Origin of the sequence: Citrobacter sp. Cpo015, from assembly GCF_030333035.1 — a bacterium.
Taxonomy (GTDB): Bacteria; Pseudomonadota; Gammaproteobacteria; order Enterobacterales; family Enterobacteriaceae; genus Citrobacter; species Citrobacter portucalensis.
The window spans coordinates 134,519-157,534 of record NZ_JAOWGS010000028.1 but is presented as its reverse complement, the minus strand read 5'-3'; the positions used below and the strand labels follow the sequence as shown (position 1 = coordinate 157,534).

General features: G+C 52.0%; 20 protein-coding genes. 8 read left to right on the top strand and 12 right to left on the bottom strand.

Annotated features, from left to right (window positions below; all coding sequences use genetic code 11):
* Positions 1 to 2 precede the first annotated feature (2 nt).
* From OGY67_RS09995 to OGY67_RS09970, 6 genes are all read left to right on the top strand, one after another.
* The gene (locus OGY67_RS09995; RefSeq protein ID WP_204191940.1) at positions 3 to 467 is read left to right on the top strand and encodes a GNAT family N-acetyltransferase; all 465 of its coding nucleotides are present in this window, start codon (positions 3 to 5) and stop codon (positions 465 to 467) included.
* A gap of 95 nt (positions 468 to 562) precedes the next feature.
* Positions 563 to 1,714: a double-cubane-cluster-containing anaerobic reductase gene (locus tag OGY67_RS09990; RefSeq protein ID WP_234692585.1), complete on the top strand. Its 1,152-nt coding sequence runs from the start codon at positions 563 to 565 to the stop codon at positions 1,712 to 1,714.
* 9 nt (positions 1,715 to 1,723) lie between these two features.
* The gene (yjiL, locus tag OGY67_RS09985) at positions 1,724 to 2,491 is read left to right on the top strand and encodes a putative 2-hydroxyacyl-CoA dehydratase activator YjiL (protein ID WP_032942289.1); all 768 of its coding nucleotides are present in this window, start codon (positions 1,724 to 1,726) and stop codon (positions 2,489 to 2,491) included.
* Positions 2,488 to 2,739, top strand: a complete 252-nt coding sequence (locus OGY67_RS09980; protein ID WP_057067059.1) for a putative Se/S carrier protein — start codon at positions 2,488 to 2,490, stop codon at positions 2,737 to 2,739. The genes yjiL and OGY67_RS09980 overlap by 4 nt, the downstream gene beginning before the upstream one ends.
* Before the next feature lie 94 nt (positions 2,740 to 2,833).
* Positions 2,834 to 4,021 carry an MFS transporter gene (locus OGY67_RS09975; RefSeq protein ID WP_137377270.1) on the top strand — a complete coding sequence of 396 codons (1,188 nt, stop codon included), beginning with the start codon at positions 2,834 to 2,836 and terminating at the stop codon, positions 4,019 to 4,021.
* Positions 4,022 to 4,167: 146 nt separating this feature from the next.
* Positions 4,168 to 4,614 carry a hypothetical protein gene (locus OGY67_RS09970; protein WP_236249200.1) on the top strand — a complete coding sequence of 149 codons (447 nt, stop codon included), beginning with the start codon at positions 4,168 to 4,170 and terminating at the stop codon, positions 4,612 to 4,614.
* Positions 4,615 to 4,676: 62 nt separating this feature from the next.
* Here the strand turns inward: OGY67_RS09970 and OGY67_RS09965 are convergent, their stop codons facing one another.
* The 5 genes from OGY67_RS09965 to uxuA all read right to left on the bottom strand — a co-directional run bounded on the left by OGY67_RS09965 (position 4,677) and on the right by uxuA (position 10,363).
* A complete protein-coding gene (locus tag OGY67_RS09965) occupies positions 4,677 to 5,684 on the bottom strand; it encodes a porin (protein ID WP_286573917.1) in 1,008 nt (335 codons plus the stop codon).
* A 193-nt stretch (positions 5,685 to 5,877) separates the two neighbouring features.
* Positions 5,878 to 6,087: a hypothetical protein gene (locus OGY67_RS09960; RefSeq protein ID WP_003830087.1), complete on the bottom strand. Its 210-nt coding sequence runs from the start codon at positions 6,085 to 6,087 to the stop codon at positions 5,878 to 5,880.
* Positions 6,088 to 6,716: 629 nt separating this feature from the next.
* A complete protein-coding gene (uxuR, locus tag OGY67_RS09955; protein ID WP_286573916.1) occupies positions 6,717 to 7,490 on the bottom strand; it encodes a Uxu operon transcriptional regulator in 774 nt (257 codons plus the stop codon).
* 132 nt (positions 7,491 to 7,622) lie between these two features.
* Positions 7,623 to 9,098 (bottom strand): fructuronate reductase, encoded by a 1,476-nt coding sequence (locus OGY67_RS09950; protein ID WP_048236203.1) that lies wholly within the window; start codon positions 9,096 to 9,098, stop codon positions 7,623 to 7,625.
* 80 nt (positions 9,099 to 9,178) lie between these two features.
* The gene (uxuA, locus tag OGY67_RS09945) at positions 9,179 to 10,363 is read right to left on the bottom strand and encodes a mannonate dehydratase (protein ID WP_286573915.1); all 1,185 of its coding nucleotides are present in this window, start codon (positions 10,361 to 10,363) and stop codon (positions 9,179 to 9,181) included.
* Positions 10,364 to 10,624: 261 nt separating this feature from the next.
* Between uxuA and gntP the strand changes: the two genes are divergently transcribed.
* Positions 10,625 to 11,968, top strand: a complete 1,344-nt coding sequence (gene gntP / locus OGY67_RS09940) for a gluconate permease GntP (protein WP_003033260.1) — start codon at positions 10,625 to 10,627, stop codon at positions 11,966 to 11,968.
* A gap of 49 nt (positions 11,969 to 12,017) precedes the next feature.
* On the opposite strand, the gene OGY67_RS09935 is transcribed toward gntP, so the two are convergent.
* From OGY67_RS09935 to OGY67_RS09925, 3 genes are read right to left on the bottom strand one after another with little or no spacing between them, the layout of a single operon-like run.
* On the bottom strand, positions 12,018 to 12,713 hold the full coding sequence (locus tag OGY67_RS09935) for a LutC/YkgG family protein (protein WP_032941698.1): 696 nt from the start codon (positions 12,711 to 12,713) through the stop codon (positions 12,018 to 12,020).
* On the bottom strand, positions 12,706 to 14,133 hold the full coding sequence (locus tag OGY67_RS09930; protein WP_286573914.1) for a LutB/LldF family L-lactate oxidation iron-sulfur protein: 1,428 nt from the start codon (positions 14,131 to 14,133) through the stop codon (positions 12,706 to 12,708). The genes OGY67_RS09935 and OGY67_RS09930 overlap by 8 nt, the downstream gene beginning before the upstream one ends.
* Before the next feature lie 10 nt (positions 14,134 to 14,143).
* Positions 14,144 to 14,863 carry a (Fe-S)-binding protein gene (locus tag OGY67_RS09925; RefSeq protein WP_001102105.1) on the bottom strand — a complete coding sequence of 240 codons (720 nt, stop codon included), beginning with the start codon at positions 14,861 to 14,863 and terminating at the stop codon, positions 14,144 to 14,146.
* Positions 14,864 to 15,444: 581 nt separating this feature from the next.
* Between OGY67_RS09925 and OGY67_RS09920 the strand changes: the two genes are divergently transcribed.
* Positions 15,445 to 16,998 carry an L-lactate permease gene (locus OGY67_RS09920; protein ID WP_057068974.1) on the top strand — a complete coding sequence of 518 codons (1,554 nt, stop codon included), beginning with the start codon at positions 15,445 to 15,447 and terminating at the stop codon, positions 16,996 to 16,998.
* A gap of 484 nt (positions 16,999 to 17,482) precedes the next feature.
* Here the strand turns inward: OGY67_RS09920 and pdxY are convergent, their stop codons facing one another.
* The 4 genes from pdxY to OGY67_RS09900 all read right to left on the bottom strand — a co-directional run bounded on the left by pdxY (position 17,483) and on the right by OGY67_RS09900 (position 23,008).
* Positions 17,483 to 18,340: a pyridoxal kinase PdxY gene (pdxY, locus tag OGY67_RS09915; RefSeq protein ID WP_286573913.1), complete on the bottom strand. Its 858-nt coding sequence runs from the start codon at positions 18,338 to 18,340 to the stop codon at positions 17,483 to 17,485.
* An 11-nt stretch (positions 18,341 to 18,351) separates the two neighbouring features.
* Positions 18,352 to 19,617: an aromatic amino acid transporter gene (locus OGY67_RS09910; protein ID WP_032942280.1), complete on the bottom strand. Its 1,266-nt coding sequence runs from the start codon at positions 19,615 to 19,617 to the stop codon at positions 18,352 to 18,354.
* A 189-nt stretch (positions 19,618 to 19,806) separates the two neighbouring features.
* A complete protein-coding gene (locus OGY67_RS09905; protein WP_048215031.1) occupies positions 19,807 to 21,177 on the bottom strand; it encodes a tyrosine phenol-lyase in 1,371 nt (456 codons plus the stop codon).
* A gap of 820 nt (positions 21,178 to 21,997) precedes the next feature.
* Positions 21,998 to 23,008 (bottom strand): Ldh family oxidoreductase, encoded by a 1,011-nt coding sequence (locus tag OGY67_RS09900; RefSeq protein WP_286573912.1) that lies wholly within the window; start codon positions 23,006 to 23,008, stop codon positions 21,998 to 22,000.
* Positions 23,009 to 23,016 lie beyond the last annotated feature (8 nt).

Below are 23,016 nucleotides of genomic sequence, written 5' to 3'. Positions count from 1 at the left end.
CAATGACGATGAACATCCGCATTTTTTCCCTGCGCGAAACACCGGAAAAACTGCACGAGGTCACCGCTTACTTTCAGCAACAATGGGCCTCAGAAGACTCCATGAGAGTTTACGAGGATGCACTGCATCGTTGTATTGGCGCAAAGAACCCGCTACCGCAGTGGTACTGGATGCAGGACGGCGACAGCATTGTTGGCTGCGCCGGATTGATCACCAATGATTTTATCAGTCGCGGCGAACTGTGGCCGTGGCTATGCGCACTCTATATCGATCCTCGCTATCGTGGTCACGGTCTGGCATTTCGCCTGATTGAACATATTGCGCAGCAGGCTAAACAGCTAGGCTTTATGCAGCTCCATTTGTGTACTGACCTGGAAGGCTTATACGAGAAAGCGGGATTTTACTTTGACGGGCCGGGCTATCATCCGTGGGGGGAAGTCTCACGGGTCTACAGTCGTAATCTGTAAGCGCACAATTGTTGTACATCAATAAAGCCAGATAAATTGCATGGTTATAATGCGACGTCTTTTTACTGTCTCCCGTGTTACGGGGAAGGAAAATCATGTCGCTAATCACCGATTTACCCGCCATTTTTAATCAATTCTCCGACGCCCGTCAGAAAGGTTTTCTCACCGTAATGGATCTTAAAGAGCAGGGTATCCCGCTCGTTGGGACCTATTGCACCTTTATGCCGCAGGAGATAGCGATGGCGGCAGGCGCGGTCGTCGTTTCGCTATGCTCAACCTCTGATGAAACGATTGAAGAGGCCGAAAAAGATCTGCCACGAAACCTGTGTCCACTGATCAAAAGCAGCTACGGGTTTGGTAAAACGGATAAATGTCCCTACTTCTACTTCTCTGACCTGGTGGTGGGCGAAACGACCTGCGATGGTAAAAAGAAGATGTACGAGTACATGGCTGAATTTAAAGCGGTACATGTGATGCAACTGCCCAACAGCGCCAGTGATGCGGCTTCGCGGGCGCTGTGGAAAGCCGAGATCCTGCGTCTGCAGCAGGCAATCGAAGCCCGTTTTGGCACCCCGATTACCGAAGCCGCGCTACGTGAAGCCATCATTCTAAAAAATCAGGAACGTCGCGCACTGGCGAATTTTTACCGCGTTGGCCAACTCAATCCACCCGCACTCAGCGGCAGTGACATTCTGAAAGTTGTTTACGGCGCAACCTTCCGCTTTGATAAAGCAGCACTGATCGACGAGCTTAATAGCATGGCCGAGCGGGTACATCAGGAATGGCAGGCCGGGAAACGTCTGGCGTCGCGTCCACGCATACTGATAACCGGCTGCCCCATCGGCGGCGCGGCAGAAAAAGTGGTTCGTGCCATTGAAGAAAACGGCGGTTGGGTGGTGGGCTATGAAAACTGCACCGGGGCGAAAGCCACTGAACAGTGCGTGGAGGAAACTGGCGACGTCTACGACGCGCTGACCGATAAATACCTCGCCATCGGCTGCTCATGTATTTCCCCTAACGATCAACGTCTGAAAATGCTCAGCCAAATGGTTGAAGAGTACCAGGCTGACGGCGTCGTCGATGTCATTTTACAGGCTTGCCACACTTACGCCGTTGAATCACTCGCCATCAAACGCCACGTCCGCCAACAGCACAACATTCCCTACATCGCCACTGAAACTGACTACTCCAGCGCGGATATCGGCCAGCTTAGCACTCGTGTCGCCGCGTTCATTGAAATGTTGTGAGGAACAGGGATGACATACTCAATAGGGATAGATTCCGGCTCCACAGCGACTAAAGGTATTTTGCTGGAAAGTAACGTCATCAGACGTCGCTTTCTCTGCCCAACACCTTTTCGCCCTGCCGAAGCAATCGCGCAGGCATGGGAAACGCTGCAGGCGGGGCTGGACGTTAGACCATTTTTAACCCTCACTGGCTACGGACGGCAGCTCGTGGATTATGCTGACAAACAGGTCACTGAAATTTCCTGCCACGGACTGGGGGCACGCTTGCTGGCTCCCGGTACCCGCACAGTGATTGATATCGGCGGTCAGGACAGTAAAGTCATCCAGCTAGATGATGATGGTAACCTCAGCGATTTCTTGATGAACGACAAATGTGCGGCTGGGACCGGACGTTTTCTGGAAGTCATCTCACGCACGCTCGGCGCCAGCGTAGAGCAGCTAGATGCGATTACCACTGGCGTCGAACCACATGCCATCACCAGCATGTGCACGGTTTTTGCCGAGTCAGAGGTTATCAGCCTGCGCTCTGCGGGTGTCGCGCCGGAGACCATTTTAGCGGGTGTGATCAACGCGATGGCCCGACGCAGCGCGAATTTCATCGGACGGCTTTCAGGGCAGGCTCCACTGTTATTTACCGGGGGAGTAAGCCACTGTCACGCCTTTGCTCGTATGCTTGAAGGCCACATTGGCATTCCCGTACACACGCATCCCGACGCGCAGTTTGCTGGGGCGATTGGAGCCGCGTTAATTGGTCAGCGTCAGGGGAAACGTGAGTGAAGGAAACACTGTTCTTGTTTCATACTACCCTCGGCGTCATCAAAACGCGTAAAGCGCTACAGGCTGCGGGTATGTGCTTTCGGGTGGCAGATATTCCCCGCGAGCTACGCGGTGGCTGCGGGCTGTGCATTTACATCGACTGTGTTGCTGGCAAGGAGGATGAGTGGATAATTGCGGGTCATACCGAATCTATCTACCGTCTTGAAAACGGAGACTGGCGCTGCCTTGCCACTTTTCCTCCTTCCTGAACGTGCCAGGGGACTTATTTTTATTTTACTTTTCATTATCATTTACACATGTAATATAACAATTATCAGCTAACAGCGCGAAATGAGAGTCCGTATGTCCCAGGGAAGCCCAGATTCAAATCGTCATGCCATCAGCGTCGCGCTTTTTGGCATGCTGGTCTTAACACTGGGTATGGGAATTGGGCGCTTTCTGTATACGCCAATGCTGCCGGTGCTGCTGTCGGAAGGTCAATTTACATTTGACCAACTCTCCTGGATTGCCAGCGCCAACTACGCCGGGTATCTGGCAGGAAGCCTGCTCTTCTCCTTCGGGCTCTTCCATCTTCCCTCTCGCTTACGCCCGATGTTGCTAACGTCCGCGCTCGCTACCGCAGGGCTGATTCTGGCGATGGCAAGCTTAACGCAGCCCGCGCTGGTGATGCTGATCCGCTTTCTGGCGGGCGTCGCCAGTGCCGGTATGATGATCTTTGGCTCAATGATCGTTCTGCATCATACCCGGCATCCCTTCGTGATCGCGGCGTTGTTCTCCGGCGTTGGTGCAGGTATTTTGCTGGGCAATGAATATGTCATTAGCGGTCTGCATTTTGCGCTTTCATCGCACACGCTCTGGCTGGGCGCAGCGGCAGCCTCGGCTCTGTTCTTCGTGCTACTGGTTATACTCCTGCCATCTCGCGATCACGTGCTCCCCGCTGCGGCCCCGGTAAAAACAGAGCATCAGCCTATGTCCTGGTGGCTGCTGGCTCTACTGTACGGGCTGGCCGGATTTGGCTACATCATTGTCGCCACCTACCTGCCGCTAATGGCGAAAAGTGCCGGTTCGCCGCTGTTGACTGCCCATCTCTGGTCGCTGGTCGGCATATCGATAATTCCGGGGTGTTTCGCCTGGCTGTGGGCCGCCCGACGCTGGGGAGTATTGCAATGCCTGACGGCGAATTTGCTGATTCAAAGCGCCTGCGTGGTCATGACGCTCGCCAGCGGCTCCTTGCCGCTGCTGGTGATAAGCAGCATGGGGTTTGGCGCAACGTTTATGGGAACTACTTCACTGGTGATGCCGCTTGCCCGTCAACTAAGCGTGCCGCGCAATATTAATCTGCTGGGCCTGGTCACTCTGACTTACGGCATTGGACAAATACTTGGTCCGCTATTAACCAGCCTGCTGGGAAGCGGCGCACAGGCAATCGTTAACGCCACGGTGTGCGGCGCGGTCGCGTTGTTTATTGCGGCGCTTATCAGCCTCACGCAATTATACAAACAGCGTTTCGCCTCGCCCAAAAGGGTATAACCGGCTAACGTCTAAAGAAGATATATTCGGATTAGTCCGCAATTAAATGTCAGCATTTAATAAACCGCAAATAATCGGCAATTACCCGCCAGACAATTTATAATTCCCAGCTGTTCATTTATAAACTCAATTTAAAATGCGTAAAAATGGACATATTAATTCAACATCAACACCATCTTCGGGAAAGGCACATGTCGTGGTTTAAAAAAATACTACTGGGGTTAATTATTTTGGCGGGTTTAATTGGCACGCTAAAGGATTATAAAGACTTTGGCCTGTTTGGCGCACTGGGATTGTTTATTATCTTCCTGTTATCAACAACATTCTTATGGCAATGGGCCTCTGGCAAGTTACCAGAGATAACAAAGTTACATGCCATACTTATTTTACTGGCCAGCGCGGTAGCCTCTATTTTTGTTATCAATATGGCAATTGCCGGAAATTTGCATGTGGATTTAATGGAAGTCATGCGCGTTACCATTACCCATAATCCGCTTTTTTATCTGATCCTCTGCGTGGTCGCATGGGTAAAAGTGGGCATCTGGCAATGGCTGTTTAGCGGTGTACAGATGAAAGAAAGCCAGCCGGTTTAAACTCCAACAGATGTAAAAAAGGCGTCTTAACCAAGACGCCTTTTTCGTACTAGTATAACTACTTAGAACTGATAGGTCAGACCCGCAACAACCTGATTGTCGCCGTCTTTGCCATCGAGCAGGTTAATTTTGTAACCCACATCAGCAACCATGTTTTTGTTGAAGTAGTAGTCTGTGCCCAGCGCAACGTATTCGGTCAGATCAGTGTTGTTGTTGTCACGTGCATGAACGTATGCCACGTTCGGACGCAGACCAAAATCAAACACATAGGCCGCCATCGCTTCAAAGTGCTGCGCTTTGTCCGCATCCTGAATCAGGTTGTGGGATTCGCCGTACATGGTCGCAACGTAGATAGCGTTTGCATCATATTTCAGGCCAGCACCCCAGAATTCTGCGTTTTCGCCATCCCAACCATTTTGTTTCTGCTGAGCAGTCACAGAACTGTTGGTGTAGGCTGCAATGGCAGATACGCCGGAATCAGCGATATTGTCGTAGCCCAGGGAGAAGCCGTAGCCATTGCCGTGCTGTTTCGTCGGATCCTTATCGGAATCATCCTGACCCTGATATTGCGCGCCCAGGCTCAAGCCATCAACGGCACCAAACAGATTTTTGGTACGGAGTGTTGCAACGCCAGAAGTGCGTGTAGTAAGGAAGCGGTCAGTATTTTCAAAGGAGTCACCGCCGAACTCTGAGAGAGTGTCAGTGTAAGCTCCCACGTCGTAAGCGATACCGTAGTTACGACCGTAGTCAAAGCTAACGTCATGGCCATAATCCAGACCAGCAAACGCCAGACGTGTATTAACACCATTCTGAGAACCTTCTGCTTTAGCGGCATCAAATTGACTTTCAAACTGACCATAGCCAGTCAGTTGATCGTTGATTTGAGTCTCACCGCGAAAACCCAGACGCGCATAAGTCTCATCGGCATTAGTGCCGTCAGTCCAGGAATGGACCGCTTTGACTTTGCCGTACAGATCCAGTTTGTTGCCATCTTTATTATAAATTTCCGCTGCCTGAGCGGAGGTTACCCCTAATGCCATTACAGCTAATGCCACTACTGACTTTTTCATATTATTACTCACTTTTAATTGTGAATTTTGCTATCAACTTTGTTATGAAGGCGGAATGCCCACATAAAAAAGTCCCCTCCAGATAAGGGGAAACACCAATAACACACCGAAAAAATATACCAATAAAGGCAATAATGAAGTGGCAAGACCTATTTCAATTTTGGGTTTTAAATAAAACCCGAACAGAGAGTAATTACTTAGATTCTTCGCTTGTGCTCTCATTAATAGAGCGATGCAACATTAATGCCTCGGCAATAATGTCTTGTTTACTTTTACGGGTTTCAAATGCCAGCGTCCGAACATATTCCCATAGAGAAGTATCGACACGGGCACTTAATAGAACCATATCTTTTGATCGGGTTCCCCTGGCTTTTCGGATATCAGGGTAATCTCGAGAGGGCATAGTCATCTCCTGAACGCAAACACGCTTATGGCGATGAAATATGCAGTCAGTGTAAAAACATGTCAACGGCAAAATACAGTCACAATAGTAATGAAACTGTTAATAAACAAAGAAAAACTGGAACACTATTTCAAATGAAAGATAACTTGATTATAGAATAATGTGTAATGTTAGCTTTACACATATTCGTTTTTATTCATTTGATTAAAAAGGCATGAATCATTCACATGTAAAATGACATGCATTCAAAACATCATTGCTGCCAATAGGTTACATATCGTTATTAATGTCTACTTTTACGCAAACCACGTGTTTTTATGCGCTGCTATGCCAGGCGGCCCTGCCCTAACCACAGCGGAAATTACTTTGATTCTCACTTAATACAGACCAGTTTTGTCTAAAAATACGCACGAAAAGGTAAAAATAAGGTAAATAGCGCATTTTTTCGCAAGCAAAAATAAGTTGTTTTTAATTGATGAAAATCAATTTACATCACACAGGGGCAGCGAAAAAAATGATCATTGAAGACTATGGAAACCATTTTTTACATGAGGTTTAAGACGTGAAAAGAAAGGTTGCTATGCAATGCCGAGCGGGCCGGAACAGCCCGCGTGGGAGAGGTGGTAAAATCAGGCGTTAACTTTATCCAGCGGCCAGGAGTCAAACAGATAGCCATCGAAGTCGATGTCATCAACATTTGAAAACTCCAGCAGGCGCTGTTTGACGTTTTCCAGATGCTGCCACATCGCCAGCTTGGCCGCGCGGGCATCCTTTTTGATTAACGCCGCCAGGATCTGCTTGTGGTCGCCCATCCACTCTTTACGATAGTGAGTATCGTCGAGGTGACTATGAAGCTGGATCCACATCGGGTTGTTCTCGCGCCACTGCCATGACTGGCGAAACAGCTCCACCAGCATGCTGTTATGCGTAGCTTCAGCGATGGCGAGATGGAACTGCATGTCACCGCTTTCAGAGCCGTTAGGCTCGCTGGACGCCAGCTCACGCTCTTCCAGCTGTAACGCCTGGCGCATTTTGACGATATCTTCACGGGTAGCCTGCAGCGCGGCAAATTCGGCGATATTGCTTTCCAGCAACTGTCGCGCCTGCAGCAGCTCAAACGGGCCCGCATCATTGCAATGATTGACATCCGAACTGTCGATGGTCTGCGCATCCGCATTGTCGAGCACGTAGATCCCAGCGCCACGACGCACGTCCACCAGCCCCTTAATTTCCAGCATGATTAACGCTTCGCGAACCACCGTGCGAGTGACGTTGAGCATCTCGGCAATCTCACGTTCCGGTGGCAAACGCTCACCGGGCTGGTACGGTGTCTGGACAATCAGATCGCGGATCATGGCACCCACTTCCTGGTAGGGTCTTTGTTGAGAAGTGTTCGATTTCATCGTGTTATGTCCGTCAGAAGCGTGTAATCAGATACGGTGAATAGGTATCGAACTATAGCATTTGCGGCAAGTCAAAAACAGAAAACGGGTCAACCAAATTAGTATTTTGATTGACCCGTCATACCTGGGAGGTTATGCGTCAGCGCTTAACGCTGCAACGCACTCGCGTGCGCCGTGTTCACACAACTGTTGATACGCTGCGGTAACCGTCGCAACAAAGTCGGCGTTTTCCGCCAGATCATGACCAAAAATGCCGCTCAACCCCAGCAGCGCCGTCACGCGTTCGGCTCCCTGGAACTGTTGGTTAATGCGCTGGAATTCAGCCTGCATTGGGTCGACAACATCAATGACCTGCCCCTGTTCATCCACACCGTGGGTGTAGCGCATCCAGCCCGCGATGCCCAGTGCCAGATGACGCCAGCCGCTACCGTTTTGCAGATGCAGACGCACCGGATCCAGCAGACGCTGTGGCAGTTTCTGGCTGCCGTCCATCGCAATCTGCCAGGTACGGTGGCGCAGAGATGGGTTGCTGAAACGCTCGATCAGCAGCGTCGCGTAGGCGTTGAGATCGGTACCTTCCGGCATCGACAGCGTTGGCGCTTGCTCCTGCATCATCAGCGCAAACGCCGCTTTGCGGTATGCTGGATTGGTCATGGTGTCAGCGATGGTTTCATAACCGCCGAGATAGCCCAGATAAGCGAGGAAAGAGTGGCTGCCGTTGAGCATGCGCAGTTTCATCATTTCAAACGGTACTACGTCGGCAACAAACTGTGCGCCGACTTTGTCCCAGTCAGGGCGACCGTTAACAAAGTTGTCTTCAATCACCCACTGGCGGAACGGTTCGCAGGCGATAGCGCACGGATCGTAAACGCCCAACTGGTCGGCAATCTCCTGCAACGTTTCTGGCGTTGCCGCCGGAACAATGCGGTCTACCATGGTGCACGGGAAAGTGGCGTTTGCTTCAATCCACTGCGCCAGCTGCGGGTCACGCGCCTGCGCCAGGCCCAGCACCGCGACTTTCGCCACATGCCCATTTTCACGCACGTTATCGCAGGACATCACGGTAAAGGCCGCCAGCCCCTGCTCACGACGCAGATGCAGCGCCTGTACGATGTAACCAATCGCCGATTTCGGCGCGGCTGGATTTGCCAGATCGTGTTTAATCAGCGGGTTATTGAGATCTAACTGGCCGCTGGCAGCATCGGTGCAGTAGCCTTTTTCCGTGACCGTCAGCGAGACAATTGCCGTCTGCGGGCGTGCCATGGCCTGTAAAATACCATCACAGCCGTCAAGCTCCGGGTGCAGCGCTTCTTTCATCGAGCCGATCACTTTCAGCACGGTGTTATCCGCGCCTTTTTCCGCCACGGTATACAGCAATTGCTGCTTGCGCAGGTTTTCAATCAGTATGCAGTCATTACCCGGCATCAGGTTAACTTCACAGATACCCCAGTCGCTGTCGGTGGTTTCCAGCAGATGGTGGGTGTACAGCGCCTGATGCGCGCGGTGAAAAGCGCCGCATCCCAGGTGAACAATGCGGGATTGCAGACGAGAGCTGTCCCATGCAGGGCGTGCAACCGGCAGGTTGCTATTGGCAATTGTCGTTGTCATTGTGAACTCCAGATCCCGTCGGAAATACCAACGGAGAGAAAAGAAAAAAGCCGGCCAGACAGGCGACCGGCAACACTGCTTTAGCGGCTAAAGAAAGCGCGCTGGATAGCCATCTCAACGCCACGCACTTCCGCCAGGCCTTTCAGGCGACCAATCGCGGAGTAACCTGGGTTGGTTTTCTTTTTCAGGTCGTCAAGCATCTGGTGACCGTGGTCCGGGCGCATAGGGATCAGATCCTCTTTGCCCTCGGCTTTACGGCGCTGTTCTTCCTCAACGATCGCTTTCACCACTTCGTACATGTCAACGTCGCCATTTAGATGCGCCGCTTCATGGAAGGTTTTCGGGTTATCTTCACGCAGCGTGGAGCGCAAATGGGTGAAGTAGATGCGCGGGCCAAACAGTTTGATCATGTCGACCAGGTCGTTATCCGCACGAACGCCGTAGGAGCCGGTACACATGGTGAAACCGTTCGCCATGCTGTTGACCGTATCGACCATCCACTGCATGTCTTCCACGGTGGAAACAATGCGTGGCAGGCCAAGGATTGGGCGCGGCGGATCGTCCGGGTGTACCGCCATGCGCACACCGACCTCTTCTGCTACCGGAATAATCGCCTTCAGGAAGACGGCAAAATTCTCACGCAGCGCAGCTTTATCGATATCCTTATAGCGTTCAAGATGCTGGCGGAACTGGTCGAGCGTGTAGCCCTCTTCCGCGCCCGGCAAACCGGCGATGATATTGCGGGTCAGACGTGCTTTGTCTTCTTCGCTCATGGTGGTGAAGCGTTCATTCGCCTGCGCAATCTCTTCGGCGGTGTAGTCCGCTTCCGCGCCAGGGCGTTTGAGGATATGCAGCTCAAAGGCGGCAAATTCAATTTGATCGAAACGCAGCGCTTTGGAGCCGTCCGGCAGGACGTATTCCAGGTCAGTACGGGTCCAGTCGAGAACCGGCATAAAGTTGTAGCACACGGTACGAATGCCGCACTCGGCCAGGTTACGCAGGCTTTGCTGGTAGTTGGCAATCCACTGCTGATAGTTGCCAGAACGGGTTTTAATGTCTTCGTGGATCGGTACGCTTTCGACGACCGACCATACCAGGCCCGCCTGCTCAATAATGGCTTTGCGTTTTAGGATCTCATCAACCGTCCACACTTCCCCGTTCGGGATATGGTGCAAGGCAGTGACAACGCCCGTTGCACCCGCCTGACGCACATCCGCTAAGGTGACCGGATCGTTAGGACCATACCAGCGCCATGTCTGTTCCATGTTTTATTCCTCGTTTACGTTATGGACTCGACGATATGGCACATAAATTCCTCCTTTTGGTATTACATGTCAACCTGAAGCGATAAATTGGTTAACCAAATCACGATATCTGCTGACCATACCGCTAATTAACGGCCATACAACCCAGTATTAATGTAAACATGTAACGCAATGTGACATCCATCGCATCATAGGTTGACCAATACCTGTAACATCTCAACCAAAATCATAATAGTTCAACCAAAGTAAGGTAGACGTTATATGCACGTTCTCAATATTCTGTGGGTTGTATTCGGCATCGGCCTGATGCTGGTGCTCAATTTAAGATTCAAGATAAACTCGATGGTCGCTCTGCTGCTGGCGGCACTCTCGGTCGGTATGCTGGCGGGAATGGATTTAATGGAACTGCTGCATACCATGAAATCCGGTTTTGGCAGCACGCTGGGGGAGCTGGCGATTATCGTGGTATTCGGGGCAGTCATCGGTAAGCTGATGGTTGACTCCGGTGCGGCGCATCAGATTGCCCATACGCTACTGGCGCGACTCGGTCTACGTTACGTGCAGCTGTCGGTGATCATTATTGGTCTGATCTTCGGCCTGGCGATGTTCTATGAAGTGGCGTTTATTATGCTGGCACCGCTGGTGATCGTCATTGCCGCGGAAGCGAAGATCCCGTTCCTCAAGCTGGCGATTCCTGCGGTTGCCGCCGCCACCACCGCTCACTCACTGTTCCCACCGCAGCCGGGTCCGGTCGCGCTGGTTAACGCCTACGGCGCTGACATGGGCATGGTTTACATCTACGGTATCCTGGTGACCATTCCGAGCGTGATCTGCGCCGGACTTATCCTGCCGAAATTCCTCGGCAACCTCGATCGTCCAACGCCGTCATTCATGAAGGCCGACGTACCGGTTGACCAGAACAACCTGCCGTCCTTCGGCGTGTCTATTCTGGTGCCGCTGATCCCGGCGATCATCATGATCTCCACCACCATCGCCAACATCTGGCTGGTGAAAGGGACGCAGGCGTGGGAAGTGGTCAACTTCTTAGGCTCCTCGCCGATTGCGATGTTTATCGCCATGGTTGTCGCCTTCGTGCTGTTTGGTACCGCGCGCGGTCACGATATGCAGTGGGTGATGAACGCCTTTGAAAACGCGGTGAAAAGCATCGCCATGGTGATCCTGATCATCGGCGCGGGCGGCGTACTGAAGCAAACCATTATCGATACCGGCATCGGCGATACCATCGGCATGCTGATGTCGCACGGCAATATTTCTCCCTACATCATGGCGTGGTTGATAACCGTGCTGATTCGTCTGGCAACGGGTCAGGGCGTGGTCTCAGCCATGACGGCGGCGGGGATTATTAGCGCAGCGATCCTCGACCCGGCAACCGGTCAACTGGTGGGCGTCGACCCGGCGTTGCTGGTGCTGGCAACAGCGGCCGGCTCCAACACCCTGACCCATATCAACGATGCCTCGTTCTGGCTGTTCAAAGGCTACTTTGACCTGTCGGTGAAGGATACGCTGAAAACCTGGGGTCTGCTGGAGCTGGTAAACTCCGTGGTTGGCCTGATTATCGTGTTGATCATCAGCATGATTGCATAACGTCGATACCGCTCTGGCCTATAGCGCCAGAGCGGTTTTCCATCCTGCCTCAACAATCCTCAATAATCAGATACACCGCCTTCACCGGGCCATGCACCCCGACCACCTTGATAAGCTCAATATCCGCCGTCGAGCTGGGTCCACTGATGATATTAATGCACGATGGCATACGCTCACCGGCCTGTGCTTTCTGATGCAGTTTTTCTGCCAGTTGCGCCACGCGCGGCAGAATGGAGCTTTTACGCAGCACGAAAATCGAGGACTCCGGCAACAGGCTCAGAGAACGCCCGCGCTCCGGTGCGGAAAACAGCACCACGCCGCCGGACTCCGTCAGGCCATATTCGGCATACACTACGCCGACTTTCGCCTGCTCGGCCTGGGTAATATTTTCGCTACCACGCGCCGGATCCCAGACCACGGCGTTGCATTCCTGCTGCAAGCGTTCGGTGATGCCCAGATCCACCAGCCGACTGTCGCCGCTCAGCACCACAGGCTGCTGACCCAATTCTTTACACAGGCGCAGCGCCGCGTCTGCGGCCTGGTCCTCGCTGGTCAGTTCGCAGCGGGCCAGCATCACTTCGCTGGCAAACTGGATAAACGCAGAGCAGCGCTGCTCGGGGCTAAGCTCGGTCAGGCGCTCGTTGGCATAGTTGTTAACCGGCGCGGCATCTGCTTGCGGCTCGAAGCGCAGCGGGCGACCCAGCGCCTGGGCGATGGTGTTTAAAAACGCGGTACGGTTATCCATTCTTTTTCTCCTGCGCCTGATGTTTCTTAAACCAGCTACGGAAGCTCTCGCCGTCAGCATCAGGCAGATCGCGCGCCTCCATCCAGTCACCAATCGCGCCAACCTTGAGCGGGGTTTTGCCGCCATTGATAAACCAGCTCGCCGCATGCGCGCCCGCCATCATCCCGACTTTCCACAGCCCCGGATGGCTATTGGCATAGGCGAACATCTTGATCGCCCGTCGCTCGGCTTTCGGCGTAATGCCCCCCTCGGCCATCACCCGGCGATGACGCAGGATCAGTTTTGACAACGGAATACGCACCGGGCAGACGCTGTCACAGGCCGTGCATAAAGAACAGGCGTACGGCAGGTCTTTAAAATCTTTATAGCCACCGAGCAGCGGAGAAATCACCGCGCCGATAGGTCCAGGATAGATAGAGCCATAGCCGTGTCCGCCGATGTGGCGGTACGCCGGACAGGTGTTCATACAGGCTCCGCAGCGGATGCAGCGCAGCACATCGCGAAACTCTGAGCCCAGCACCTGCGAGCGACCGTTATCGACAATCACCAGATGGAACTCTTCCGGTCCGTCAACGTTGTCAGCCTCACGCGGGCCGGTCAGCCAGGTGTTGTAGCCCGTCAGACGTGCGCCCACGGCGCTGCGCGCCAGCATGGTGATCAGCACATCCACCTCGGCAAAGGTCGGCGCGATACGCTCCATGCCCATCACCGCAATGTGCGTTTTCGGCAGCGTGGTGCACATGCGCGCGTTGCCTTCGTTGGTCACCAGACACACCGAGCCGGTTTCCGCCACGGCAAAGTTACAGCCAGTAATACCGATTTCGGCACTGAGGAAATCCTCGCGGATCTTCTGACGAATGAACAAAGTCATAGCTTCCGGGGTTTCCGGGCCGTCGTACCCCAGACGTTCGTTCAGCACGCGGCGGATCTGGTAGCGATCTTTATGAATCGCCGGAACCACGACGTGCGAAGGCGGATCCTGATCCAACTGCAGAATATATTCCCCGAGATCGGTTTCGATCACCTGGATTCCGGCATCCTGCAGCACGTGGTTGACGCCGATTTCTTCGGTCACCATCGACTTGGACTTCACCACCTTCTTCGCATTTTTACTCTGCGCGACCTGCAAAACGTAGCGAGTAGCGTCTTCTTTGGTTTTGGCGAAATAGACGTGTCCGCCGTTTTCCGTCACTTTCTCGGAGAGTTGGTACAGGTAAGCGTCGAGGTTGCTCAGAACGTGATCGCGGATCTGGCTGGCACGATCGCGCCAGTCTTCCCAGTGGCCTAACTCATCGACCATTTTTTGCCGATTCGCGCCGATACGCTCCTGCGCATTAGCCACGGCTTTGCGCATGATCGGATCTTCTATCTGCTGACGAATACGCAGTTTAAATTCTACATCGCTGGTTTTTATCGACATCTCTTTCCCCTCAGCGGCTCATCAGCACTTCAGCAATATGCATCACTTTGACCGGCTGGCCTTCCCGTTGCAGTCGGCCGCCAATGTTCAGCAGGCAGCTAACGTCTGCGCCAATCAAAAATTCCGGCTTTGCATCCATCAGATGTAAGACTTTCTCTTTCACCATCTCACCGGATATCTCGGCCATCTTGACCGAGAACGTCCCGCCAAAGCCGCAACAGGTATCCTGATCGGCAAACGTCAACAGCTCCAGTCCGCGCACGTTTTTCAGCAGCGTGAGCGGCTCTTCCTTCACCCCCAGTTTGCGGGTCAAGCTACAGGAAGGATGATACACAGCGCGGCCCTGGAGGCTGGCACCAACGTCCACCACGCCCAGTTTGTTGACGATAAAGGAGGTGAGATCCTGCATACGCGCGGAAACTTTCTCAGCACGCAGCGCCCATTCCGGTTCATCGGCCAGATACGTCGGGTAGCTTTTTACCGCGTAGGTGCAGGAGCCTGCCGGAGAGATAATCGGGTCGTCGTTGTCTTCCAGCGCGGCGATCAGGTTTTTCATCCCGGGGATCGCCTCTTTGATGTATCCGCTGTTGATGGCTGGCTGACCGCAACACCCTTGCTTCTCGGGGAAATTCACGCGACAACCCAGTTTTTCCAGCAGCAATACGGAGTCTCGTGCCATCCGTGATTTCAGTGCGTCACCAATGCAGGTAACAAAGAAATTTACATTCACAATAACTACTCCATTGCTTCATTTCTGTTTATTGCGCTTGATATCGCGATATCAAGCAAAGATTCAGCTGTATTTCACGCCCAGTTTTTGTATTTGCTTGTTTTACTAATGTCTGGGCTCATTATGATGCACGGATCGTTTTCCTTTGATAGCGACTCTCCTCTTCTTATATCAGGACAATCGCAAATGTCTGTATTTTCATTTGTATGACAAAATCAAATAATCCCCTAATCAACATGCATATGCAATACCCATGTTTATTTATTTCGGACTTGCTCACATTTTTATATTGAAAACAACAGTGTTATTAACACCTTATAAAATAGTTTCGAATGATTACTATCTTCGTCAATACCATTATTAAAAATGTTATTAAATAACCACTTATGGGTATTTACCTTGCTCTTAAGTATATTTATCTGGCATTGAATTTTAATTAAAAGATTACAATAGTTACAAAACCATAAATCATAATTACTTTATTCACTGAAGCGATTCAGTTTACATATTTTATTTACACAGCAATGTAGCCTTCCCGCCATAAATATAAATCAGGTTTAATGAACCAATCAGGAATAGCAATGAACGAATATTTTATGTTTGCCCTGGCACTCTCTCCTTTACTACTTATGGTATTTTTAATACTGAAATTAAAAATGCCCATCCATTATTCCGTACTGATTTCTTTGGTATTCACCGCTGCACTATCGGCAATATTCTGGGAAATGCCCGTACAAAATCTGAAAGCCGCGATAGGCTATGGCGCACTGAAGGGATTATGGCCGATTGTGATTGTGATCCTCGGCGCTATTTTCAGTTATAACGTCATGCAGGCGACCAAAGCGCTGGATATTTTGCGCGATATTCTCGCCAGCATTAGCGAAGATAAGCGTATTCAGGTGCTGCTGATTTCATGGTGTTTTGGTGGATTTCTTGAAGCCGCAGCGGGCTATGGCACGGCGGTCGCTATTCCGATCGGCATTCTCATTGCGCTGGGATTCAACCCGCTGAAAGCAGCGATTGCTTCTCTCGTGGCGAATACCGTTCCCACCGCATTCGGCGCGGTCGGGATCCCGGTTTCTATTCTGGCTGAACAGGTTAATCTGCCGGTTTATACCTTAGGCGGAACCATTATTTTGCAGCTCGCGCTGTTTAATATCCTGCTGCCGTTTGTGATTGTCTGCATTATTGGCGGCGGCCTGAAAGCCATTCGTGGCGTATTTCTGATCACGTTGATTTGCGGCATTTCCACGCTGATTCCGCAATATTTTGTCGCCATCCATCTTGGCGCGGAATTACCCGCTTTTGCCGGTAGCCTGGTCAGCCTGTTTGCCGTGGCGATGGTCAGTCGCCTGCGCAAAGGGAAAACCGATCCAGAGTGGCGCATTGAGGTCAGCCATACCCGCGAAACCACGCCGCGCTCGGCAAAAGTGCTGTTCCGCGTGGGCTCTATCTATCTGTTTATTTTTGTGTTTATCCTGCTGTGTTCGCCGCTGTTCCCGACAATAAAAGGCGCGGCGTCCCAACTGGCTTCGGTGCTGCATTTCACGTTGGCTGACGGTAAAACGATGGCACTGAAAGTTGAATGGGTGACCACACCAGGGATGCTGATCATCTTTGCGACCATTATCGGCGGTTTTATTCAGGGGGCGTCCGCACGCGGGATGCTGGAAGTATTTATCAAAACCATTTTCCAGCTTAAAAACTCTATCGTCGCAATTATGGCGATCGTCGCGCTGGCCACGGTGATGGACCTCAGCGGGATTATCTCCACGCTGGCGCAGTCGATTGTCGATCTGACCGGCAGCTCGTACGTCTTCCTCGCCCCGGTGATTGGCGCGCTGGGCACGTTCGTTACCGGCAGCGATACCAACTCGAACATTCTGTTCGGCAAGCTGCAAACCATTGCTGCCAGCAAGTTGCATATCGATCCTAACTGGCTGGCGGCGGCCAATACCTCTGGCGCTACGGGGGGGAAAATGATTTCGCCGCAAAGCATCGCCATCGCGGTTTCTGCCACCAAAATGGACGGTCAGGCCAACCAGATTATGTCTGGCACCATGAAATACTGCTGCGCCTACATTGTGATCCTCGGCCTGAAAGTCGGTCTCTTTTATTACTGGTTTATGGCGTAAGCCATTGTCAACCCCGTCAAATTCGCGGCAATCGTATTTGACGACACAGTGACCAAAAAGGTTTACACCGCCCCAGGAACGGAACAAGGCGACAGGCTTTACGATTTGTCGGCGCTGACTAAAATAGCGCCGATGTTTCAAATCGAGGATTGTTGTTATGTTGTTCTGGAAAAAGATGGTGAAGAAGTTCGACGCCTTTTCCGCGTTGATTCCACCACGCTACTTCCGCGTGTAATACCTGGCGCTTCGCTTATCAGGCCTACATTTCACACTCATTTGTAGGCCTGCGTTTCACGCTCATTTATAGGCCAGATAAGGCGCGAGCCGCATCCGGCAGCGACAGCAGCGTAAAATGCTCACCCCTTCCTCTTACGCAGACCGCATGCTCTTAACACCGCCACCCACAGACGAAGCCACGCGAAACGGTAGACCAGAGGATGCTGAAGCCGCAGCAATGTCAGAAACATAGAGCCCCCTCGTGGCGCTACAATACCGCTACCCGATAGCGAATTTGCGGATCCATTATCTGGTGACGCGCATCTATCAGCCGCAGTTCATACGAATCATGCTCTTTTGTCAGTCGCATCACAGCATCGACGACACTGGTGGTCCGCTCCAGCGCCTGCTTGTCCTCATAACCATTGAGCAGTGAAGCCAGCATCACGCTGCAAATCAGATCCCCAACGCCCACCGGCATTTTGGCAAAGGTATACAGCGGCCGGGCAATGTGTAACGTCTGTTCCGGCGTCACCAGCAGCATTTCAAACACCTGTTTGTCCCGCGAACAGTCGCCGAGATGCTTCACCAGCACCTTCTTCACACCCCACGACACCAGCTGCTGCGCAGCTTCCACCACCTCGTCAAAACCACGCAGTTGTCTGCCCGTCAGCACGCCCAGCTCATAGAGATTCGGTCCCATGATGTCGGCCAGTTGAATGGCATCATCGACAAAAAAGGACTCTACGCCCTGCGCGACAATGCAGCCTTTTTGCGGGTCGCCCATCACCGGATCGCAAAAATAGAGCGCCTGCGGATTACGCTGACGAATGGTGGTGACCGCGTGCATCACCTCTTCACAATGACGTTTATCCCCGAGATACCCGGACAGCACGGCATCGCATTGCGCCAGCTTTTGCAGGTCATCCAGCCCGCTGATGATGGCACTCAGCTCGCCGTGCGGCATCGCCATGCCCTGCCACATCCCGTACTGGGTGTGGTTGGAAAACTGTACGGTGTAAAACGGCCAGACATCGATCCCCGAAAGCTGCATCGGCAGCACAGCGGCTTTATTTCCGGCATAGCCATAAACGACTGACGACTGAACAGACAACACGTTTTTCATTTTGACTCCGTCTAACGAAACGTTGGCAGCAGACCAAATACGTCCAGAACAACCGTCAGATAGACAACCGCCCCACAGACAATCACCAGGTTAAGCACGGTGTTATTACAGGGCGCGGTATAGCTGGCGGTCGGAAAACGTTTCCGCGCGGCTTTCACCAGGAACGGCGGCAGGATCACGCTCCAGATGGTAAAGGCCAGACCGGCATAGCCAATCGCGTGCACAAAACCGTTCGGGAAGAAGAAGCACACGGCGGCTGGCGGGAAGTAGGTCACCAGCGCGGTTTTCAGTCGGCCCATGCCGTCATCCGGGAAGTGAAACAGGTCGGCGATGTAATCGAACAAGCCAAGCGTCGCCGCCAGCAGAGAACTGGCTACTGCGAAGTTGCCGAAGAAGGTCAGGATCAGATCCATATACCGGCTGGTGAACAGCTCGCTGATGGCTTCAACAAACACGTCGATATTGCCGCCTTTGGCGATAATTGGCGGGAACGCGGAACGGCTGATGTTACCCATCGTGACGCCCAGCCAGAAGATGTACAGCAGCAGGGCAAACAGCGTACCGATGATAATCGAACGCGTGATATTCGAGACCCCACTCTTGCCATACAGCTTGACCAGGCTCGGCACGTTACCGTGAAAACCAAACGAGATAATACAGAACGGCAGCGTCATCAGAATGTAAGGCAGGTACTGTGAGTTGGGCAGCGCCACCGCCACGCTGTCGACAAGTTTCGCCACTTCAATATGACCAACCAGCCCGGAGAAAGTAGCAAAGAACGCGATAAACTTACCGATAATCAACACGGTAGTGATGCGTCCGACCAGCAAGGAGCTGTACCAGGCAATCGCGCCGACCAGCATACTGACGATCACCACCGAGATATTCGCCGGAAAACGCACGCCGCTGTATTTGAACACGGTTTGCGCCATCACCGCTGACGATCCGGAAATATAGGCATAGGTCAGAATATACAGCACAAAGCCGAAAGCGATACCGACAACGATATTCCACTTACGGCCTAATAAATCCTGAGTAAAGGTATTAAAACTGGCACCGGCGCCATAATGCAGGTTGACTTCAACCAGCATCAGACCGGTTAATAACATCATGATGGCAATAAACAGAAGAATAACAGACGCACCGGGAAACCATACGCCGGCCATCGCAATCGGCAGGGAGAACATCCCGCCACCCACTACGGTCGCGATAACCAACATGGTTCCGCTAATCAGTCCGGGGGTACTACTCTGTCGCTCAATGGCATTAATATCCATGATAAATGTTCCTGTAGACTATTCGTTATAATTACAGCTGTCATTTGTACATCATGCGGATAATAAAAATGTCGGAGTCAGGGTTTACTTTTTTTAGTTATGTCACGGTAACGGGCACCGCAAAGGCTTCCTGTTCATGGAAAAGGAATACAAAAAAGCCCCATCGCGTGATGGGGCCATAACTATTTTTTAGATGTAATCAAAGCGTGCAGTAAAGAAACGCAACTGCTTCGGCTCATAAATAAACTTCAGCCCGCGAATATCTTCTTTGTGCTGGTAAAGTTTAATAATACCGTCAGCCACGACATCCATATGTGCGTAGGTATAAACACGGCGTGGAATAGTCAGACGCACGGTTTCCAGTTTCGGTCTGTGGTGTTCACCGGTCACGTTATTACGGCCCGCAGAGATAATTCCGCGCTCCATACTGCGCACGCCGGTTTCCACATAGATGCTGGCGGCCAGACTTTGTGCCGGGAACTCGTCCTGCGTCAGATGCTCGCAGAAGCGACGCGCATCGAGGAATACCGCGTGACCACCTACCGGTTCAACAATCGGTACGCCAGCGGCTTTCAGCTTATCGCCCAGGTAGCGAACCTGCTTCACGCGGTGTTCGATGTACTCGTACTGCATGGCTTCGCGCAGGCCAATCGCCATCGCTTCCATGTCGCGTCCGGCCAGGCCGCCGTAGGATGGCATACCTTCGTAAACCACGACTAACTCTTTGGCAGAAGAGAACATTTCGTCATCGTTCATGCACAGGAAACCGCCGATGTTCACCAGACAGTCTTTTTTACCACTCATGGTACAACCGTCGGCGTAGCTGAACATCTCATGCACGATCTCGGCGATGCTCTTGTTCTCAAAGCCCTGCTCTTGCTCTTTGATAAAGTAGGCGTTTTCTACGCAGCGGGTAGCGTCGTAGAACACTTTAATGCCGTGCGCTTGTGTCAGTTCACGCACCGCACGCATGTTCGCCATCGAGACCGGCTGCCCGCCCGCGAGGTTAACCGTCACCGCCAGGCAGATATAGGCAATATTCTCGGCGCCTTTTTCATCAATCAGTTTTTGTAATTTTTTAAGATCGATATCACCTTTAAACGCAATATTCAGACCGGCATCGTGCGCTTCGTCACGAACGATATCGACAAACACCGCACCATTTTTTTCCTGGTGATAACGGGTGGTAGTGAAATACATATTCCCGGCAACATATTGCCCTGGTTTAATAGCCAGTTGTGATAATAAGTTTTCTGCGCCGCGGCCCTGGTGAGTCGGAACAATATGTTTAAAGCCGAACAGTTCCTGCACGGTTCTTTCCAGATGATAGAAGTTTTCGCTACCCGCGTAAGCTTCATCACCCATCATCATTCCGGCCCATTGCTTGTCGCTCATTGCGTTGGTGCCACTGTCGGTCAGCAGGTCAATATAAATATCTTTCGAATTTAACAGGAAAGTATTGTAACCCGCTTCCTGCATTTTCTTAAGGCGCTCATCACGCGGGATCATAGATACAGTTTCAACGCTTTTAATACGGAAGGGTTCTGCCGGATAATTCATTTTGTTTCTCCAGTAACAGTGGTCATGTACGTATTAATGTGAAGTAAATCATACCTGGTTCATCAATAAAGTCTGATGAAATATAACTATTCGCCTCCTGAGCCAGGGGGAGAAATAATGTGGAGGCACTATGCAAGATTTGATTGATTATGGAAATAGCCCGGTCAACATTAATCACTGGCAATAATTTAGAAAGCTGTAAATATGAGTGATGCAAATCACACGTCATTTTTTTACCCGTTCATATTCAACGAGTTTTTTTTTGCGTGTTGATTTGCCCTTGACCGTTGCATGTCACTGGAGAAGGAAAATACTGAAAACTTAACTTTCCAGGCTGTTCTCATAATGTATTGCTCAATGAGTACACCCCAATTTGTGAGAGTCGGATCACTTCGCGGGTTTATATTTGTGATTCACATCACTAAAAGTGTAAAGCAAAGTGTACAATTAAGCGTTGTTTCAGAGTTTGCTATTTGCTTCAGTGAGTTAGATCGCATTTTTGGTCTGATGCCGACAGGCGTTGTTTTCTGGAGCGTGGGGATATTCAGGCGCGAGAAAGATAATGAATAAATACGATGAATAATACCGGATTTATTGGGATGAAGGCGTTTTCTATTTATTCCAAAAGCGTGCTATTCGCGCTTATTTCATCTTATTTACATCTGGACTTCCCCCAGTTTACTGGCGTAATTTACAGGGGTTTTATTAGCGCGATACGAAGGTGTGCTAACACCTGCGCATCGCTAATCACAGTAACTATTTATATAAACGTATAACAGGAGGGACATCATCCCTCCTGTTATCGCGATAATGCCAATAATTATTTCACTAACGCAGATATATCCTTGAACAGCGAATGGGCTATTTCCACACCGTCACGAGTTGTACGCGTACGGGAATGATAGCGACGCTCGCCCGGCAAACGCGCCCCTTGCCGCTGCATATCGGCAAAGAGTCTCTCGGCACGTGCAAGATGCTGCGGAGCCTCCAGTCCCAGAAAGCGGGCCGGGTCCAGGGCCAGAATCAGCTCGCCACCATAGGGCAACCCGCCAGCCCCCTTATCCCACGCCAGCGATTCCGCGCTGGTCATATCGCCGATGAGCGGTCCGGCAAGCAGTTCCACCATTGCCGCCAGTGCCGACCCTTTATGCCCGCCAAACGTCAACATCGCACCGTCGAGGATCGCCTGCGCGTCGGTGGTGGCCTGACCGTCACCGTCAATCCCCCACCCTTCCGGCACCGCTTTTCCCGCCCGTTGATGGAGTTGGATCTCTCCCCGTGCCGCCGCACTGGTGGCCATGTCGAAGATAAACGGGGGTTTTTCTTCACGCGGCCAGCCAAATGCTATCGGGTTAGTGCCAAAAAGCGGCTGCGTCCCGCCTGCGGGAGCAACCCACGCATGGCTGGGCGTCGTCGCCAGCGCCACCAGCCCCGCCTCCGTGAGCGGCTCAACGTCGGCAAACAGCGCCGAAAAGTGCACACAGCGGTTAATCGCCAGGGCTGCAATACCGCTGTGGCGCGCCTTTTCTATCAGCAGTGGAAGCGCGCGCTCGAATGCCAGCAGGGAAAATGCCCCACCGGCGTCCACCTTCACAATGGCCGGCGCGGTATCGGTGATAACCGGCTCAGCATCAGGTGACACCTTTCCTTTACGTCGCGTCTCCACAATCCCCAGCAACCGCCACAAACCATGCGAGGCACAGCCATCACGCTCACCGTGGGTCACGTTTGTCGCGATCGCCACGGCATGCGCTTCACTGAATCCGTTCCCGCGCAGCACCTTATATGCCAGCGCATAAGCCTCTGTTAACGAGAGGTTTACCATCTCCATGACTGACT